This is a genomic window from Leifsonia sp. P73 (assembly GCF_051059105.1).
Taxonomy (GTDB): Bacteria; Actinomycetota; Actinomycetes; order Actinomycetales; family Microbacteriaceae; genus Leifsonia.
Genome location: NZ_CP194931.1, coordinates 3,027,273 through 3,040,745, shown reverse-complemented (window position 1 = coordinate 3,040,745; position 13,473 = coordinate 3,027,273). Strand labels below are relative to the sequence as shown.

At 71.3% G+C, this 13,473-nt stretch carries 15 protein-coding genes; 4 read left to right on the top strand and 11 right to left on the bottom strand.

Annotated features, from left to right (window positions below; genetic code table 11):
- The first annotated feature begins 114 nt into the window (after nucleotides 1–114).
- Together ACQ86L_RS15640 and ACQ86L_RS15635 are read left to right on the top strand one after the other, a co-directional pair.
- Nucleotides 115–909, top strand: a complete 795-nt coding sequence (locus tag ACQ86L_RS15640) for an alpha/beta fold hydrolase (protein WP_434316232.1) — start codon at nucleotides 115–117, stop codon at nucleotides 907–909.
- A gap of 64 nt (nucleotides 910–973) precedes the next feature.
- Nucleotides 974–1,147: a hypothetical protein gene (locus ACQ86L_RS15635; RefSeq protein WP_434316231.1), complete on the top strand. Its 174-nt coding sequence runs from the start codon at nucleotides 974–976 to the stop codon at nucleotides 1,145–1,147.
- Between the two features lie 9 nt (nucleotides 1,148–1,156).
- Here ACQ86L_RS15635 and ACQ86L_RS15630 read toward each other — a convergent pair whose 3' ends face one another.
- Nucleotides 1,157–1,477 (bottom strand): hypothetical protein, encoded by a 321-nt coding sequence (locus tag ACQ86L_RS15630; RefSeq protein WP_434316230.1) that lies wholly within the window; start codon nucleotides 1,475–1,477, stop codon nucleotides 1,157–1,159.
- Nucleotides 1,478–1,558: 81 nt separating this feature from the next.
- Here ACQ86L_RS15630 and ACQ86L_RS15625 point away from each other — a divergent pair, with 81 nt between their 5' ends.
- Nucleotides 1,559–2,095 carry a dihydrofolate reductase family protein gene (locus ACQ86L_RS15625; RefSeq protein ID WP_434316229.1) on the top strand — a complete coding sequence of 179 codons (537 nt, stop codon included), beginning with the start codon at nucleotides 1,559–1,561 and terminating at the stop codon, nucleotides 2,093–2,095.
- A gap of 102 nt (nucleotides 2,096–2,197) precedes the next feature.
- On the opposite strand, the gene ACQ86L_RS15620 is transcribed toward ACQ86L_RS15625, so the two are convergent.
- The 3 genes from ACQ86L_RS15620 to ACQ86L_RS15610 all read right to left on the bottom strand — a co-directional run bounded on the left by ACQ86L_RS15620 (nucleotide 2,198) and on the right by ACQ86L_RS15610 (nucleotide 4,471).
- A complete protein-coding gene (locus ACQ86L_RS15620) occupies nucleotides 2,198–2,839 on the bottom strand; it encodes a winged helix-turn-helix transcriptional regulator (protein WP_434316228.1) in 642 nt (213 codons plus the stop codon).
- 5 nt (nucleotides 2,840–2,844) lie between these two features.
- Nucleotides 2,845–3,279 (bottom strand): VOC family protein, encoded by a 435-nt coding sequence (locus ACQ86L_RS15615; protein WP_345839622.1) that lies wholly within the window; start codon nucleotides 3,277–3,279, stop codon nucleotides 2,845–2,847.
- A gap of 391 nt (nucleotides 3,280–3,670) precedes the next feature.
- Nucleotides 3,671–4,471, bottom strand: a complete 801-nt coding sequence (locus tag ACQ86L_RS15610) for a thioesterase family protein (protein ID WP_434316227.1) — start codon at nucleotides 4,469–4,471, stop codon at nucleotides 3,671–3,673.
- A 48-nt stretch (nucleotides 4,472–4,519) separates the two neighbouring features.
- Between ACQ86L_RS15610 and ACQ86L_RS15605 the strand changes: the two genes are divergently transcribed.
- Nucleotides 4,520–4,663: a hypothetical protein gene (locus ACQ86L_RS15605; protein ID WP_434316226.1), complete on the top strand. Its 144-nt coding sequence runs from the start codon at nucleotides 4,520–4,522 to the stop codon at nucleotides 4,661–4,663.
- Between the two features lie 16 nt (nucleotides 4,664–4,679).
- Here the strand turns inward: ACQ86L_RS15605 and ACQ86L_RS15600 are convergent, their stop codons facing one another.
- The 7 genes from ACQ86L_RS15600 to ACQ86L_RS15570 are packed head-to-tail and all read right to left on the bottom strand — an operon-like array spanning nucleotide 4,680 to nucleotide 13,447.
- A complete protein-coding gene (locus ACQ86L_RS15600) occupies nucleotides 4,680–7,037 on the bottom strand; it encodes a beta-glucosidase (protein ID WP_434316225.1) in 2,358 nt (785 codons plus the stop codon).
- A gap of 44 nt (nucleotides 7,038–7,081) precedes the next feature.
- Complete coding sequence (locus ACQ86L_RS15595) at nucleotides 7,082–8,101, bottom strand: N-acetylglucosamine kinase (RefSeq protein ID WP_434316224.1); 1,020 nt, start codon at nucleotides 8,099–8,101, stop codon at nucleotides 7,082–7,084.
- Between the two features lie 2 nt (nucleotides 8,102–8,103).
- On the bottom strand, nucleotides 8,104–9,339 hold the full coding sequence (locus tag ACQ86L_RS15590) for a hypothetical protein (protein WP_434318909.1): 1,236 nt from the start codon (nucleotides 9,337–9,339) through the stop codon (nucleotides 8,104–8,106).
- A complete protein-coding gene (locus ACQ86L_RS15585; RefSeq protein ID WP_434316223.1) occupies nucleotides 9,270–10,256 on the bottom strand; it encodes a 6-phosphogluconolactonase in 987 nt (328 codons plus the stop codon). The genes ACQ86L_RS15590 and ACQ86L_RS15585 overlap by 70 nt, the downstream gene beginning before the upstream one ends.
- 53 nt (nucleotides 10,257–10,309) lie before the next feature.
- The gene (locus tag ACQ86L_RS15580) at nucleotides 10,310–11,122 is read right to left on the bottom strand and encodes a carbohydrate ABC transporter permease (RefSeq protein ID WP_434316222.1); all 813 of its coding nucleotides are present in this window, start codon (nucleotides 11,120–11,122) and stop codon (nucleotides 10,310–10,312) included.
- Nucleotides 11,119–12,093 (bottom strand): carbohydrate ABC transporter permease, encoded by a 975-nt coding sequence (locus ACQ86L_RS15575; protein ID WP_434316221.1) that lies wholly within the window; start codon nucleotides 12,091–12,093, stop codon nucleotides 11,119–11,121. The genes ACQ86L_RS15580 and ACQ86L_RS15575 overlap by 4 nt, the downstream gene beginning before the upstream one ends.
- A 4-nt stretch (nucleotides 12,094–12,097) precedes the next feature.
- Nucleotides 12,098–13,447 (bottom strand): ABC transporter substrate-binding protein, encoded by a 1,350-nt coding sequence (locus tag ACQ86L_RS15570; RefSeq protein ID WP_434316220.1) that lies wholly within the window; start codon nucleotides 13,445–13,447, stop codon nucleotides 12,098–12,100.
- Nucleotides 13,448–13,473: the final 26 nt, after the last annotated feature.

Below are 13,473 nucleotides of genomic sequence, written 5' to 3'. Positions count from 1 at the left end.
GTACATTGTGCGGCGCGCGGGAGGCGGCGGCACCAGTCGCGGCGTCGGCCTACGGGATTACCATGACGACCGACGCGCGCCCCGCCGATCCGGGCGCGCGCGGGAAGGAGCGACATGGCGGACCTGACCCTCACCCGAGCCGGCGCCACCCTGAGCTACGACGTGGAGGGCGGGGGCCCGACCGTTCTGCAGGCGCACGGGCTCACCTCCAGCCGCACCGCGGACCTGGACCTGCTCGACCTCCGCCCGCTCGCCGCGCACGGCCGCCGCCTCGTCCGTTACGACGCCGCCGGCCACGGACTCTCCGCCGGTCCCGACGATCCGGAGCGCTACCGCTGGACGGCCCTCGCCGACGACCTGCTGGCCGTGCTCGACGCGGTGGGCCAGACCGAGCCGGTGGACGCGGTGGGCATCTCGATGGGGACGGGCACGATCCTCACCGCCGCCGTGCGGCAACCCGATCGCTTCCGCCGCCTCGTGCTCGGCCTGCCGCCGACCGCGTGGGAGACGCGCTCGGCACAGGCCGGCATCTACCGGCAGATGGCCGACCTCCTGGAGGCGCAGGGCTGGGACGCACTCATGGACCTGATGGCGGCCTCCACCCTGGCGATGCCGCCCGTGCTCGCCGAGCGCGGCGTCACCCCGGAGCCACAGCTGCAGCCCGCGACCGCCCCGGCTGTGCTGCGGGGAGCGGCGCTGTCCGACCTGCCGGACCCGGAGCAGATCGCGACGCTGCGGTTGCCGGTGCTGCTGCTCCCCTGGGCCGGGGACGCCGGCCACCCGCTGTCGAGCGCCGAGCGGCTGCACGAGCTGATCTCCGGCTCGGAGCTGTTCGTGGCCGAGAACGCGGCCGACGCGGACACCTGGCCGGAACGGGTGGAGGCGTTCCTGGCCGGAGCCGCGGGTTAAGCAAAGGTGAAATCGCGGCCGAGTGGGTTGACCTCCCGCCGACGTCCCGCTACCGTCTCACGACGTGAGCCGTCCACCGCTGACCCGAACCGCCCTCTGGGTGCGCGAGCGTGCCTGTGTGCCGCTCGTGCTCGCCGAGGCGCGGGGCACGACCGTGCGCCGTGCGGCGCAGGTCACCGAGCTGGCCAGCGCGCGGCGGCAGCCGGGTCGGCGGTCGCGCCGGCGCCGCGCGGCCTGAGCGACCCCTTCAGGAGTCCATGCCCACCGCAGGCTCGCCCACGAACTGGTGCGCCTCCGCCGCGAGCTCGGGCCAGTCCTCCGCGTCGGCGATGCTGACCCAGGCCCCCTTCGCCTCCGCTCGCCCGGCAGCGACCGGCGTGGCCACCTCCCGCCCGACGAGGTCGCGGGCGCGCGCCTCGGGCAGGTCCACGACGAGCTCGCCGTCGTCGAGGTAGGCGAAGAGCGTCCCGCGCACGTGCAGACCGGTGGCGGTCTCGGACACGTCGAGGTCCGGGTCCTGGAGCAGTTGTGTGGTGAGCAGGTCGTAGGAGACGACGGGGTCGGTCATTGCGGATCCTCTCGGTCGTTGGTTCTATACAAGCGGATGCGCGGGGCGCTGCACAGTGCCCCGTTCGACAGGAGGATGCGCATGCGGAAGATCGTGGTCTACGAGCTGGTGTCGCTGGACGGGGTGGCGGAGGACCCGGACGGGTTCATCCCGGACTGGGACGAGGACATGGACGCCAACCTGGGCACGGTGATCGGGTCGCAGGACGCCGTCATCCTCGGCCGGCGCAGCTACGACGACTGGGCGCGGTACTGGCCGGGCAAGGACATCCAGCCGTTCTCGGACTTCATCAACGGGGTGACCAAGTACATCGCGACGTCGGCGCCGCTCTCGCCGGAGTGGTCGGGCGCGCAGGCGGTGGACGGCGACATCGTGGAGTTCGCGCGGCGGCTGAAGGAGGGCGACGGCGGCGACATCGGTGTGCACGCCAGCATCTCGGTCGCGCAGGCGCTGCTGGCCGGAGGCGTCGTGGACGAGCTGCGGCTGGTGATCGCGCCCGGCGTCGCGGAGCGCGGGCGACGGCTGCTGGAGGGGGTCCCCGCGCTGCGGTTCGAGACGATCGCGAGCGGGGTGTCCTCCACCGGCTACCTGCTGCTCGGCTACCGCGTCCTCCCCTGACGCCCTCCCCTCCCCTCCCCCACCTCCGCCGAGGGGCACGTCGTTGTCACTTTCCGCGCCGAAAAGTGACAACGACGTGCCCCTCGGTGGCTGCGCGCGGGGTCACGCGGCGAGGTGGAAGGTGCTGGCGAAGCGCGTGAGGAGCGTGCGGGGGCCGCGCAGGACCTCCACCACCCCGGCGTCGATGGCGGCCTCCGGCGTGAGCTCGCCCGAGATGAGCCGGCGGATGCCGGGCCCGCTCGCGAACGCCAGGTCGGCCGGACCGTCGCCGCGGGCGACGACCAGGCGCGGCCCCTCCACCTGGATGAGCAGCCCGTCGTCCCCGAACCGGGCGCCGTAGGCCGTGGCCGGCAGCTCGGCGGCCACCGCAGGCTGGAACGCCGTGCGCAGCGACATCGTCATCGAGTCCGGAGTGATGATCTGTTCGTCGCGCGGGTCGCCGAGCGCCTTGAACCCCCAGGCGCCCAGCGCGAGCACGACCGGTTCGAGCTCCCGCCCGTACGGCGTGAGCTCGTAGAGGATGATGCGCGAGCGCGGCGCCCGGCGGATGATGCCGGCCGCCTGCAGCTCCTTGAGCCGCGCCGCCAGGATGTTGCTCGGGATGCGGGGAAGCCCCGCGGCGAGCTCGCCGTAGCGGCGCGGCCCGACGAGCAGGTCGCGGACGATCAGCAGGGCCCAGCGCTCCCCCACCAGCTCCAGGGCCTGGGTGATCCCGTCGTACTGCCCGTAGTCGCGCGCGACCATCGACCTCAGGCCTGCTGGCTCAGGTACGCCTCGGGGCCCTTGGCGGCGGCGACCGGGTCCATCCAGCCGAACTCGAGGATGTTGCCGTCCGGGTCGGTGAGCTGGCGCTGGTACATGAACCCGTAGTCCGCCGGCTCCTTGGTCTCCGTGCCGCCCGCTGCCAGCCCGTCCGCGACGGTCGCGTCGACGAGCTCGCGGCTGTCGAGCATGACGGAGGTGGACGCGGACACGTTCTTCGTGGGCTCGCCGACCGGGAGGTCGGTGAAGCTCTGGAAGAAGTCGCGCGTGACGATCATGAAGTAGTTGTGGTCCTCCTCGACGACGACGCACGCGGCGTTGTGGTCGGTGAAGAGGGGATTGATGGTGAATCCGACGGCCGAGTAGAACGCCTTGGCGCGCTCCAGGTCGGTCACGGGCAGGTTGACGAACATCGCGGTCATTGTGGTCTCCCTTGTCATGGTCCGCTGTTGATGGTGTCGATACTTGCAAAAAACAAGTGCGGCGTCAAGGGGTGATTTCGTGGGCCGGCCCCGACCATCCCGGCCACACGCAAAGGCCTCGAGGATGCCCTCGAAAATCTCAAACAAAGTCCCTCGGGAAACCCAAACAGATTGGCTCGAAAAACTAAAATAGACGAGGTGAAAGCAGGCCGACGCGTGGCTGGTGCGGACTTGCACCCCCTCCGACGCTTGCGGGACCGACTAGGCGACCGTTTCGTTGCCGGAGTGGCCCTCTATCTCGGAGAACGCTCATACACCTACGACGATCGCCTCCACGTCATCCCGGTCGACAAGCTCTGGCTGACCTACTGACCCAGGCAGGCCGCAGCCCCTACTCCGTCAACCGCCGCACTGTCAGCGACTGCTCCGCGAACCCCACCGCCCCCGCACGGTCGTGCAGCACCGAGCGCGTGATCCCGAGCCCCGTCGACCCGAACACGACCTCCGTGTCCAACCCCAGCCACGCCCCGCTCGGCGCGCGGTGGAGGTGGATGGTGAGGTCCACGTTCGGGAACATCCACCGCGTCGGGTGCTCGCGCACCGCCACGCCGTTCGCCGTGTCGACCAGCGTGATCCACGCCGTCACCGGGTCGACCTCCACGCCCTCGATGAGCTCGCAGCCGGTCGAGAGCCAGACGGTCGCGCGGCCGGCCTCCGGGGAGTGAACGGCGCGCGTGTCGAGGGAGGCGACGTAGCCGCCCTGCCAGGCGTCCATCATCGACCACGGGGTCGCCGACTCCGGTGACGGCAGCGGCCCGGCGGCGCCACCGGCCACCTCGGCCGTGTCGAAGTCCGCGAGCAGCCAGGCGCGCGCCTTGACAGCGGTGCGGCCGCGGATGACGGCGGTCGCCTCCACCAGCTCGATCGTGCGGCCCGGGCGGATGGTCTCGACCGAGAGCTCGACCTCGTCCAGGGCGAGGAAGCCGAGGATGTCGAAGCTGATCCGGGCGAGCTGGAGCGAAGCGCTCGCCTCGGCCGCGTGGCGCAGGATCGCGTGCGTGATCAGGCCGCCGAGCGGGCTGAAGTGCATCTCGTCGTCGGCCCACGCGCCGCCGGCGTGCGGGGTGGGGGTGAAGACGTTCTCGCTCCGCTGCACGAAGTAGGCGTCGGGGATGGTGGTGTCGGCGTTCATCCCCTCCAACGTAGGCGCAGGAGGGCGTCCCGAGCGACACTAGAGCGTATGAGCAGACACGAAAGCAGACGGGAGGCCGCGGCCGAGGCCCAGGAGCGGGCCCAGGCGGAGGCGGCGATCGAGGCGACGGAGACCGACGACACGTCGGTGGACGCGGACGAGACGCTGGAGTCGGAGGAGGAGCCGGGCTGAGCCGGAGGTCAGCGCGTCACCCGGCATGCCCCGACACGAACCGTGACGTCGGCGCGCCGCCCTCCTCGGCTCCGCGCAGGTCCGAGTCGCGCACCAGCGGCGGGATCGACGGGTCGTCGGGCAGCTCGATCGTGGCGGTCAGGCGGATGTCCCGGGAGGACGCGCCGACCTCGATCGTGAAGTCTCCGCCCTCCCGCCGCCACAGTCCCGAGCGGCCGTCCGGCCGGGTGGACGCCGCGTCCCAGTAGGCGAAGTCCCGGCTCTCCAGATCGAACGACACGGTCGCCGTCGCGCCCGGTTCGAGCGCGACCTTCTCGAAGCCGCGGAGTTCGCGCAGCGGGCGGTGCACCTCCGCCTCCGGGTCCCCGACGTAGAGCTGCACGACGTCGGCGCCCGCGACCGCGCCGATGTTGGTCACCGAGCACGTCACCCGCACGCGACCCGCCGCGGCGTCGGCCACCTCCACCTGCAGGTCCGAGTACGAGAACTCCGTGTACGACAGCCCGTGGCCGAACGGGTAGCGCACCGCCCGCCCGAGCGCGTCGTACCAGCGGTAGCCGATGAACACGCCCTCGCCGTAGACGACCGTCCCGCGCTCGCCGTTCCAGTTCGGGAAGCCGGGGGTGTCCTCGACGGCCAGCGGGAATGTCTCCGCGATCTTCCCCGACGGGTTGACGCGGCCGAACAGCACGTCGGCGATCGCTGCGCCCACGGCCTGGCCGCCGAGCCAGGCCTCCACGATCGCGTCCACGCGGTCGTGCCACGGGTCCATCGTCACGGGAGAGCCGTTCGACAGCACGACGGTGAGAGAGGCGCCGGTGCGTTCGCGGAGGTCCGCGAGCGCGTCGATCAGCGCCGCCTGGTCGGCCGGGAGGTCGAGGGTGAACCGGTCGTTGGCCTCCTGCTCGTGCGAGAGCGGGAGGCCGGCGAACACGACGATCGACTCCGCGCCCGACGAGACGGCCACGGCCTCGTCGATGAGCCGGCGGGCGGCGACGGAGAGCGGGCCGCGCCGGAGGCGCTGCACGGACTCGGCGATCCGCAGCTCCTCCACGAGGTACTCGGAGCGCCGCGCCACGGCCGGGCGATCCGACTCCGCGGGGACCCCGTGCGCCCGGAAGACCGCCTCATTGTCGTCCTGGTAGGCGTTCTTCGGGATGTCGATGTATCCGGGGGCGTAGACCACGCGCTCCCCGGCGATCGCGCGCACCGCGTCGAGCGGCGCGTCGACCCGGGTCGGATCGACCCCGGACGAGCCGCCGCCCTGGATGCGCGCGTTCTCGGCGAACGCGCCGACGACCGCGATCGTGCCGCCGGACTCCGCCAGCGGGAGGGCCACGGCCTCGTTGCGCAGCAGCGTGACGCACGCGGCCGCCGCCTCCCGGGCGAGCGCGTGGTGCGCGTCGGCGTCCAGCAGGGCGAGCTGTTCGGGGCTGAGCCGGTCCCCCGCCGCGTGGCCGAGGTCCATGACCGGCCCGTTCACCAGGTCGTCGCCGGGAAAAGTGCGGGCGACCAGCTCCAGCACGCGCCGGGCCGACGCGTCCACGACCGACTCGTCCAGCTCGCCGGCGCGGACCGCTGCCACGACCTCCGCGACCGTCCGCCCGTGCGTGCCCGGCATCTCCAGGTCGAGGCCGGCGCGGAGGGCGGCCACCCGGTCGTGCACGGCGTCCCAGTCCGAGACGACCGCGCCGGTGTAGCCCCAGTCCTCCCGCAGCACCTCGGTCAGCAGCCACCGGTTCTGCGACGCGTGCACGCCGAGCAGCCGGTTGTAGGAGCACATCACCGTCCACGGCCCGGCCGAGCGCACGACGCGCTCGAAGGCCGGGAGGTACGTCTCGCGCAGCGTGCGCTCGTCGGCCACGACCGAGATCCGGGTGCGCTCGATCTCCTGGTTGTTGGCCGCGAAGTGCTTGAGCGACGCCCCGACGCCGGCCGACTGGAGGCCGTCCACGTACGCGACGCCGAGCTCGCCCGCGTGCAGCGGATCCTCGGAGAAGTACTCGAAGTTGCGCCCGCACAGCGGCGAGCGCTTCATGTTGACGCCGGGGCCGAGCACGACCTGCACGCCCTCCGCTCGTGCCTCGGCGCCGATGGCGGCGGCGACCCGTCGCATCAGGTCGCGGTCCCAGGACGCGCCCATCGCGGACGCGGTGGGGAATCCGGTCGCCGGGACCCACACCATGTCCACGCCGGTCTCCTTGCGGAGCCCGTGCGGGCCGTCGCCGACCTCGATCGCGGGGACCGGCGCGGGCAGCCCCGGCCGGTCGATCGCCTGGGTGAACCAGTCGTCCACGCCGGAGAGCAGCGACGCCTTCTCCTCCAGGGTGAGGGCGGCGAGGACGTCGTCCACGACGAAGGGAGGGGTCTGCATGAGGTGGGGGCCTTTCGGGAACCGGGAGTGGAACAGAGGAGGGGTCAGGTCGCGAGGAAGGCCTCAGGATGCTCGTGCCGGATGCGCGCGATCAGCTCGGGCGTCACGTCGATGCCGCCCTCGGCAAGCGCGTCCAGCACGACGCCGTGCAGCGGCGAGTCCTCGGCCACCGTGACGCGGGCGGCCGGAGCGACGCGCGCCAGCTCGGCGACGATCGCGTCGCGCATCGCGGGGTGCTCAGAGGTCGCGACCGATCCGTTCAGCAGAACAGGGAGGTCCCCGGCGGCAAGATCCGCCCCCACCCTCCTGGCGCACCACTGCGCGTAGCGGACGAACGCCTCCGCCTGGTCGTCCACGATCCGCTGAGCGACCGCGTCGCCCTCACCGGCCAGCGCGAGCACGATCCGGGAGGACTTCCACAGCTCGGTCCCCGGCAGGGCACCGAAGCGCCGGGTGAACACGTGCCGCAGCTCGCCCGGGTCGGCCACGCCGTACTGGGTGCAGAGCGCCTCGGTGAGCCGGGTGGCCGCGCCGAGGCCCATCCACTCGCGGCACGCCGCTTTGAGCGCGCTGTTGCCGAGTCCCTGGCCGCCGAGGTCGTCGAAGACGTACCAGCCGGAGCACTGCTCGCGGCCATCCGCGGACCGCGCAGCGACAGCGGGCCCGGTGCCGACCGTGATCGACACCCCGACGCCGGTCCCGTCGATCAGCCGCAGCGAGGCGAAGCCGTCGTTCTTGACGCTCCACCCGCCCATCCCGGCGAGCCGGTGGGCGATGCGCTCGTCCCAGAAGGTCGCATCCTCCGGGTAGTCGACCCCGGCGAGGCGGAAGGCCGCCGACCGGATGTCCGCGGCCGTCCCGCCCGCCTCGGCCAGCGCCGCTTCCACCGCGCCGAAGACGGCCTCCTCGGCCACCCCGATGCTGTCGGCTCCGTAGATGTCTCCGCGCCCGCCGCGGCCACGGCCGAGCACGATGCCCGAGCCGTCGACCACCAGCGCGACCGTCTTCGAGTTGCCCGCGTCGACGGCGAGGTGCAGCGGCCCGGCGTCCGCGCGCTCCGCCATGCTCAGCGCAACAGCCGCTCGGGCAGGTACGCGCGGTGCGCGTACGCCATCTCGTCGTACAGCTCCTCCGCGACCCGCAGCGTCGGCACCATCGGGTTCGCGGCGAGCGCGCGGATGCCGTCGGCCCGCGTGCCCTTCCACGCCGCCTCGGCGGCGAGGTACTGGTACTCCGCGAGCTGCTGCACGAGGCCGCGGACCGCGTGCGGCAGCGGCTTCTGCGGCAGCGGCGTCACGCCGGAGCCGTCGACATCGCACCACATCTCCACGACGACATCCTCGTCGAAGCCGGGCAGCACGCCGCCGGTGTTCGGGAGGTTGACAGGCAGCCGGGCGGGCGCGTCGTTGTAGTACGAGCTCATCACGTCGATGGCGAGCTCCAGCTCGTGGATGCCGCCGCGCGAGCGGCGCGGGTCCAGCTCGGGGACGGCCGCCTGCGACTGCTCGTCGTAGTGCTCCCAGTAGCCCGGCAGCGCGGCGAGCAGGTCCTCGGCGCGGGTCGTGCGCGCGCCCTGCAGCTCGCGGAGGATCTCCTCGCGGAAGTAGTAGTACTGGAAGTAGTCGGCCGGCACCGAGCGCATGGTGACCGCGAGCTGCAGCATCCGCTTCTCCAGCCTGCCGAGCGTCGGGTCGTCCTTGCGGGCCTCCCACGCCGCGTCGAGCAGCGGCATGAGGTCCTGGCCGTCGTAGGTGTGCTCGGTCGACCACACGTTGTGGTTCACGCCGGCCATGACGACGTTCGCGCGCTCGGGGTCGAGCCCCGCGGCCCGCAGCACCGTCTTCGGGAACACGATCGGGCCCTCGCACATCGACCAGATCGTGCGGTCCGTGAAGCGGGTCACGGCCTGCGAGACGATGTTGACCGGGTTCGTGTAGTTGAACAGGATCGCGTTCGGCGCGACGGCGTCGAGGTCGCGGATGATGTCCTCGTAGATGTGGATGGACCGCAGCGACATGAAGAACCCGCCGGGGCCCTGCGTCTCCTGGCCGATCACGCCGTGCTTGAGCGGAATGCGCTCGTCCAGCGCGCGGGCGGCGAAGTTGCCCGGGCGGAAGCTCGACAGCACGGCGTCCGCGTCGGTCAGCGCCGCGCGGCGGTCGGTGGTCGACGTGATCGTGATGTCGAGGCCCTTGGACTCCGCGATCTTCTGGCCGATGGTCTCGACCGCCTTCAGCCGCGCGGGGTCGACGTCCTGGATGACGATCTCCGAGCCGTCGAACTCCTCGCCGTGCTCGAGGATGGACGCGATGGTCCCCGCGCCGCGGGACGATCCCCCGCCGATGTAGACGAGCTTGATGGAAGCCATGAGTGTGGGTGGTGCCTTTCTGGTCGGGCGTCGGCTGGTGGGGTCAGCGGGTGGTCTGGAGCAGCCTCGGCCGCGCTGCGGTCCACGAGGAAGCGCGCGTCGGAGCATTCGGAGAGGACGGTCGCGGGCCAGTCGGGCTCGTAGGAGTCCGCCGCCGCGAGCCGGCGCACGGTGTCCTGCTTGTGCTCGCCGGTGACGACCATGACGACCGATCGGGAGAGCTCCCGGATGGTCGCGATGCCGACCGTCACGCCGAACCGCGGCGCCTCGTCCAGGCTGCGCAGCGTCGGGAAGGTGCCGAGGTTGTCGCGGCGGGTGTCCTCACCGAGCGGCACGACGCGCGTCACGGTGTCGGCGGCGGCGCCCACGGGGTTGAGGGCGACGTGGCCGTCCGACGCGCCCGAGGCGAGCAGGAAGACGTCGATCCCACCCGCGGCGGCGAGCGCGCGGTCGTACTCGCCGGCCTCCGCGGCCGGGTCCGGGAACCAGAGGCTGGCCTCCGGGATGCGATGCCCCGGCGTCGCCGCGGCGTTGAGGAGGCCGAGGATCTCGCGCCGCCCGAAGCCGACGCAGCTGTGCGGGAGGTCGGCGTCGATGGCGCGGTAGCCGTCGCCGGCCTCCTCCACGTACTCGTCCATCAGGGCGACGACCACGTGGGAGAGGTCGAGGTTGCGCTCGGCGACGAGGGCTGCGAGGTTCGCGTACGTGGCGATCGGGCTGCGGCCGCTCGGGCAGCCGAGGACGAACGTCCGCCCCTCGGCGGCCGCGGCGGCGATCCCGTCGGCGAGCTGGACGGCGGCCTCGTGCCCGACGTCGTCGGCCGTGTCGAGGATTTCGGGCGCGATGCGCATGGGTACTCCTTTGTTGCTTCTGGTGCAGTGCGAGTCGGGGAGGTCGGCGCCGGTCACTCTTTGAGAGCGCCGTTGAGCACGCCGCGGATGAAGTGGCGCTGGAAGAACGCGTAGAGGATCAGCACGGGCAGCGCGACGATGAGCGAACCCGCCGCGAGCATGTTCACGTCGAGGGTGTGCTGGCCCTGGAAGACGCCGAGCGCCAGGGTGGCCGGCTGGATGCTCGGGTCCGCGATGAAGACCAGCGAGAGGAAGAAGTCGTTCCACGTCCACATGAACGACAGCAGCGCGAGGGTGAGCACCGCGGGCCGCGAGATCGGCAGCAGGATCTGCCACAGCATCCGCCAGCTGCGCGCGCCGTCCATCTCCGCCGCCTCGATGAGCGACTTCGGGACGGCGCGGAAGGTCGCACGCATCCAGAAGACGCCGAACGGCACGCCCATCCCGATCTGGATGATGATCAGGCCGAGCCACGAGTTCGTGAGTCCGATCGACTGGAACGTGTAGTACAGCGGGATGATGAAGACCTCGGCCGAGATCATCAGCCCGAACAGGATCAGCGGGAAGAGGACCTTCTGCCCCGCGACGCCGAGAACGCCGAAGGCGAAGCCGGACAGGATGGCGATCACGGTCTGACCCAGCACGGCACCGATCGTGATGACGGCCGACGCGATCATGGCCGACCCGAAGTTGCCCTCGTTCCAGGCGGTGACGAAGTTCTCGAAATGCGGGTTCAGCAGGTCGAGCTGACCGCTGCGGCTGGGGCTGAGCGCCGTGAACACGAACCAGACGACCGGGAAGAGCACGAGGATCGTGACGAACGCGAGGATGGCGTGGTTGAGCGTGCGCTCGGTGCGCGAGATCATGCGTCCTTCTCCTCGGAGAGCCGGGTGATGACGAGCGCGACGCCCAGGCAGACGATCGCGATGACGATGCCGATGGCCGCGGCCATGCCGACATCCGGGTTGAGGAACGCCTTGCGGTAGAGGATCAGCGCCGGTGTGGTCGTGGAGGTGCCCGGCCCGCCCTGCGTGGTGATCCACACCAGGTCGAACGCTCGGAGGGCTCCCGTGACGGTGAGCGTGAGCGCGACGGCCACCTGACCGCGGAGGCTCGGCAGCGTGATCGAGAAGAACTCCCGGATCGGGCCGGCGCCGTCGATGCGCGCCGCCTCGTAGAGCTCGGTGGGGATGGCCGCGACACCGGCGACGAACAGCACCATGCAGAGGCCGAGCGCCGTCCAGGTGCCGATGACGCCGAGCGCGGGCAGCGCCCAGTTGAAGTCGCCGAGCCAGTTCTTGGCCAGGTCACCGAGACCGACTGCGCGGAGCGCCTCGTTGAGCGGGCCGTCCGGCCCGTAGATGCGCTTCCAGATCACCGCGACGACGACGCTGGTCAGCACTTGCGGGAGGAACAGCAGCCAGCGGTAGACGCCACCGCCGCGGAGCTTGCCTCGGCCGAGCAGGGCCGCCGAGAGCAGTCCGAGGGCGATCGGCAGGATGGCGAAGAAGACGACCAGCACGAGCACGTGGCCGAGCGACTCGACCAGAGCCGGGTCGGTGAAGAACGAGATGTAGTTGTTCAGGCCGACCCAGGTGGCGGTGGTCACGCCGTCCCAGCGGTAGAACGAGTAGTTGACGCTCTGCAGGATCGGGACGATCACCACGAAGCCGTAGAACAGGAGGCCCGGCGCCGCGAAGGCGAGGCCGAGCCAGTGGCGGCGGCGCACGCGCGGCGAGAGCCCACGCCGCGGAGCCCGCTTCGGCGCAGTGCGGGCGGGGCCCGCCGGTGCAGCGGCCGGGGCCTCCGGCCGCTGCACCACCTGGGACGAGGTCATCCCGTCAGCCCTGCTTCCGCTGGGCCTGGAAGGCGTCGTAGTCCTTCTGACCGGCCGCCGCGAGCTGGTCGGGCGTGACCTGGCCGGCGTAGAGCTGCTGGAGCTGTCCGCCGATCGTGTCGATCATCGACGGGGTCGACCAGTCGAAGTAGGGCACGTAGCCGTTGCCGGTGTCGAGCTTCTGCTGTGCCGCGATCTCGGTGGAGAGCTCCGGGTTGCCGCTCGGGGTGCTGACCGAGTGCAGCAGGGGGAGGAAGCCGTGGCCGACCGCCTGCTGGGCCGCCGTCTTCGACGCCATGAAGTCGAGGAAGGCCGCCGCGGCGTCCGGGTGCTTCGACTTGGCCGAGATGGAGAGGTTGGCCGCGGTCGAGCCGGTGCCGACCACCTTGCCGCCCTGCACCTGCGGGAGCTGGACGTAGCCCATCGTCTGCTTCTGCGCGTCCGAGAAGCCGAGCGAGCCGGTGTACTCGAAGCGGAAGGCCGCCTTGCCGCTCAGGAACTCGTTCTGCGCGTCCGCGTACTGCACGCCGGGGTAGCTCGCGGTGAACCAGCCGGCGTCGGCCCACTTCTTGACGTCCTTGGCGGCGTCGACGATGCCGGTGTCGGTGATCGGGACCTTGCCGCTGGAGTAGACGAAGTCGCCGATGTTCTTCGACGTCGCGTACAGGTCCTGCGTGGCGAAGAGGATGGAGGTCGCGGAGCCCTTGTCCTGCGAGCCGTACGCGATCGGGGTGATGCCGGCGGCCTTCACCGCCGCCGCGTCCTTCTCGAAGTCGCCCAGCGTCTTCGGCACCGGAAGGCCCAGCTTGTCGAGGATCTCCTTGTTGTAGTACAGGCCGATCAGCGAGGAGCGCGCCGCCGGGGTGGCGTACAACGAGCCGGTGCCCATCTGCTTGCCGTCCGGGGTGAACTCGAGCTGGCGCGCGATCGTGTCCGGGATCTCCTTCTTCCAGCCGTACAGGTCGGAATAGGCGTCCAGGTTGAGGATGCGGCCGCCCTTGGCGAGCGTTCCCATCGACTGCCAGCCGTTGTTGACGAGGGCGATGTCGGGGCCGTTGGCGTCCGCGAGGCGGAGGTTCAGGGTGTTCATCACCTGGCCCCAGTCCTGCGTGGTGCGCTTGATGGTGATGTTCGGGTGCTGCTTCTCGAAGTCCTTGACGACCGAGTCCATCCACTTGCCCTCGTCGCCCTGCCAGAAGTCGAGGATCTTGAGGGTGACGGGCTTGCCGGAAACATCCTTCGAGACGGCGTGCGTGGAGCCCGCAGCGCTGGAGCCGCCGGGTGCGCACGCTGTCAGGCCGAGGGCCAGTCCAGCGGTGAGCGCGAGCGCTCCGGCGAGGTGCCTCTTTTTCATGCGAGTCTCCTTTAACTCGTGAGCAT